Annotated in this window: 3 protein-coding genes; 1 reads left to right on the forward strand and 2 read right to left on the reverse strand. The window is 65.8% G+C overall.

The genetic code is table 11. The features are described from left to right. Positions 1 to 163: 163 nt before the first annotated feature. Positions 164 to 1,492 (reverse strand): site-specific integrase, encoded by a 1,329-nt coding sequence (locus I0Q12_RS19550; RefSeq protein WP_197253717.1) that lies wholly within the window; start codon positions 1,490 to 1,492, stop codon positions 164 to 166. Positions 1,493 to 1,796: 304 nt separating this feature from the next. Here I0Q12_RS19550 and I0Q12_RS19555 point away from each other — a divergent pair, with 304 nt between their 5' ends. Beyond that, complete coding sequence (locus I0Q12_RS19555) at positions 1,797 to 2,642, forward strand: hypothetical protein (RefSeq protein ID WP_197253719.1); 846 nt, start codon at positions 1,797 to 1,799, stop codon at positions 2,640 to 2,642. A gap of 125 nt (positions 2,643 to 2,767) precedes the next feature. Here the strand turns inward: I0Q12_RS19555 and I0Q12_RS19560 are convergent, their stop codons facing one another. Beyond that, positions 2,768 to 3,505 carry a hypothetical protein gene (locus I0Q12_RS19560; protein WP_197253721.1) on the reverse strand — a complete coding sequence of 246 codons (738 nt, stop codon included), beginning with the start codon at positions 3,503 to 3,505 and terminating at the stop codon, positions 2,768 to 2,770. Positions 3,506 to 3,577 lie beyond the last annotated feature (72 nt).

Genomic DNA, 3,577 nt, shown 5'->3' on the forward strand with positions numbered 1-3,577 from the left:
GGATATTTGACAGGAAGTCGCAGTGTGTGCGTGGGGTTCTGAACGAACTCATAATCCATTGGTCGCGGGTTCGAGCCCCGCCCGCCCCACTCTTTTGCCTGGTAGGGGAGCTTTCCCGCTCGGTTCGTTTCGATATGGGTCCGGCATTCCACCGCTTTCCCACCTAATTCTCGTCGGTGTCCTGCCCGGCGCTGCCCGTGAGCATGTCCTGGATCACGCCCGCAACCATCGCGTGCGCCCGGTTCCGGGCGAAGTACGCATCGGTGGTCATCGACACCTGCGCGTGACCGAGCACATCAGCGGCCACCCGAGACGACAGTCCGGCCGCGTCGATCTCGGTTGCCACAGCCTTACGGAACGCATGGGTTCCCAGACCTTCGTATCCGAGCGCAGAGGCCACGCGACGCCACGGCTTGCGGAACGAATTGGGATCGCGGACGTTCCCGGTGCTCGACGGGAACACGTAGACGGACAGTGCCGACATCGGCGACTCGAGGCGTGTTCGCAACATGTCGACAGCAATGGGAGGGATATGCAGCGTCCGGACGCCACTCTCGGACTTGGCACCGTCGACGCGAGCGAGCGGTTGCCCCTTCGCGGTCACGACGTGCCCGGTGATCGTGACAGTGCCGGCGTCGAGGTCGACGTCCTGCCAGCGGAGGGCGAGTGCTTCACCGATCCGGGCGCCAGTGCAGGCAAGGAACAGGATGGGATCGGCGATATCCGCTTCGCGGGCGTACTCGCTGACGGTGATCCGGGAGGTTTGCCGCTTCGCCCCGGGTGCCGGCGGTAGGGGTGTGGTGCTCGAGCGCATACCGCCGACGATCGTGCGGACATCTGCCGCGGTGAGGAACGTCCGTTCGGTGCGGGTTGCTTTGACCGGCCGGACTTCCCGGACCGGGTTGTGTTGGATTGCGCCGTACCGTGCGGCGAGTCGGAACATCCCGGAGAGGACCGAGCGGCAGCGTTTGGCGACTGCGGGGCCGTTGTGCGTTGCGATCTCGTCGAGGAACTGGTCGAGTCGCTGCGTGCCGGTTTCGCGGATGCGGAGTCCACCCAGTCCTGCGTTGATCCGTACCGCGGCCTCGTCGTAGGCGTCGAGGGTGCGGGCTGCCTTGCCGTCGTCGATGCACTGTTGCCTGTAGGCGGTCCACAGGTCGGTGACGCGCGTATCCGGGGTGATCTTCCCGCCGGTGGTCGGATGCCGATTGGCGAGTGCTCGCTGTAGCGCACGTTCGGCGGCCGCGCCGGACGGTCCGGCCGCTTCGACCTTGCGGGTGTGCCCGTCGTGGTCGCGCACGCGGCAACTTGCCCGCCAACTGGTGACAGGGAGCGGTTCGGTGTGGTCGGTGTCCTCGCGCGCATAGTGCTGCCCGTCGGCACCTCGGACGAGCGCGACGTCTTGGTACTTGCCGGACGCGATGCGGCGGCGGTGGATCGGGACGCGGCTGATGTTGCCGTGACCGCCGGGCGGCAGGGGATGGCGGGGCATGGTGTTCCTTCCACTCAATAGTGGTGGGAACTGTAAACGGGTTTGAATCTGGGGGCAACCTCGGATGCCCGGGACGTGGCATCAGCCGTCTCCGGCCATTTCACGGCGCGCCCTATCGCCCGTAGACGCGCTACCGTCGGCGGGGTGACCAATGACGCCATCGACGGGGCGATCGGGCGGTCCTGTTCGTCATAACTCCCTCTTATGACGAGCAAGAGAGACCGATCTTCAGTTGCGGTAGAGACCACGTTGCCTCGGTGTCCAGGTACCACCTGCGCCACCATAATTCGGCATAATCCGTGGCATGACTGAAACGTGGCAGCCCCTCGATGCCGACGACGGGCAGGACTACGCTGCCCTTTACGGCGAAGTGACTCCGTGGCTCAAGCCGTCTTTGCTTTTGTGGATCGCGGAAGTGATCTCCGAGCGCTCCATTGGAGCTTTCGACATGCTGGCCAAGGATCGTCTTCGTAGGTTGGAACGAGACTTGCGCACACCAATCGGCCATATTTCGGGTAAGCCAGTCGTTTATGCAGAATCTCTCCTCAGGACTTTCGAGCAAAGGAACCGGGAATGGGTACTCGTCGATTACCTGCTCGCCACCTCCAAAGCTCCGGATCCCGACAGTGCTGAACTCGGCGCCTTGCTGCTCGAGTCCGGGTCGGCATGGACAGTTGGAATGCGTCAGGGCAAGCCCGGATTGGTGAAGCGCGTCGCGGAGGGTACCGAGGACTTCGTTAAACATGTGACCGCGAACCGTGGACATGCGGGCCAGCGCCTCGCTGAGGCATTCTCGTGCGCCTACGGGGTGAACCCGGACCCGTCGAAGGCATACAGCCTCGCCGTGAAAGCAGTCGAGGATGCCGCTAAGCCGGTTGTGAGCGCAAATCACGCCGGCGCGACCTTGGGAACGATGATCGCGCAGATTCGGGATTCGGGGAGGTTCAGGCTGCCGCACACTCGCGAGCACCAGGACTCTCGGACGCATGATGTGCTGCTCGGGATGATGCGGATGCTGTGGGTGGGGCAGCATGACCGCCACGGTGGGGATGCCACTGCTCCGCCCGTTTCTCAGGAGGAAGCGGAGACCGCGGTCATGGTTGCTTCGACCCTCGTCGAGTTGTTCGCTTCAGGGAAGGTTGTGCAGTAGTCGCGGTGGGTGCGATGCCCCGCCCGCAACTCAACCAGGGCAGATCTTACGAGGATGCCACTGTTCCACCTGAGCGAGCGGATGGGGACGCGCACGAACTAATACGTACGCGCCCCCTCCGGGGCCTAGCGGGCTCGGATGAGCGGGTGACTAGCGAGGCGGCGGCGAACCTCGGCGAGGCGGTCGGCGGCCGCGTAGATCACGCCGTCGACCTGCACGAACCCGTGACCGACGTAGCTGTCCACCCCCGTGGGTGAACCGAGGCCCGTGTGGGTAATCACGCCGCCGGCGGTCATCGTGTCGGCGGCGGCCTGCACCTGGGTTCTGTAGTCGGCGACCGCGGCCTGCAGCGCGTCGAGGGCGGCGACCGCGGCGGTTACCTGCTCGTCGACGTTGGTCATGGTCGGCGGGTTCTTGCGTACCTCGTCGAGGGCGGCCGTCTGCGACTTCGCGAGTTCGCGGGCGGCCTTCTCGCGTGCCTTGAGACCAGCGGCGGCCAGCTCGGCGCCGTGGGCCTCAGCCTGTGCCTTCGCCTGCGCGGCGGCCAGCTCGGCGGGGGAGACGTCGAGGCCGTCGCGGATCGCGTCCTCGAGGGCGGCCAGCTCGTCGGCTGCGGACACGACGGGTACGCGCTCCCGGTCGGCCTTCTCGGCGCGGACCTGGTCCATGTAGGCGGGCGCGGCGTCCAGCATCTCGCGCAACTGGTCGGTGGTCGGGGACTCGTGCATGGGGTTCTCGATGCCGGCGACCTCGTGCGCGAGGTTCAGGTAGTGAACGCGCTCGCCGACGATCTGCATGATGCTGCTGGTCATGCGGCGACGGTCGGCGGCCTGTGCAGGGGTGTGGGTGTCGGTGAGCGTCACGGTTTGGTTCCTTCGGAGAGGGCGTCGGCGATGTCGTGGGCGAGCTTTAGCGCGATGTCTCGGCGCAGCTCG

The organism is Rhodococcus sp. CX (assembly GCF_015865005.1).
Taxonomy (GTDB): domain Bacteria; phylum Actinomycetota; class Actinomycetes; order Mycobacteriales; family Mycobacteriaceae; genus Rhodococcus.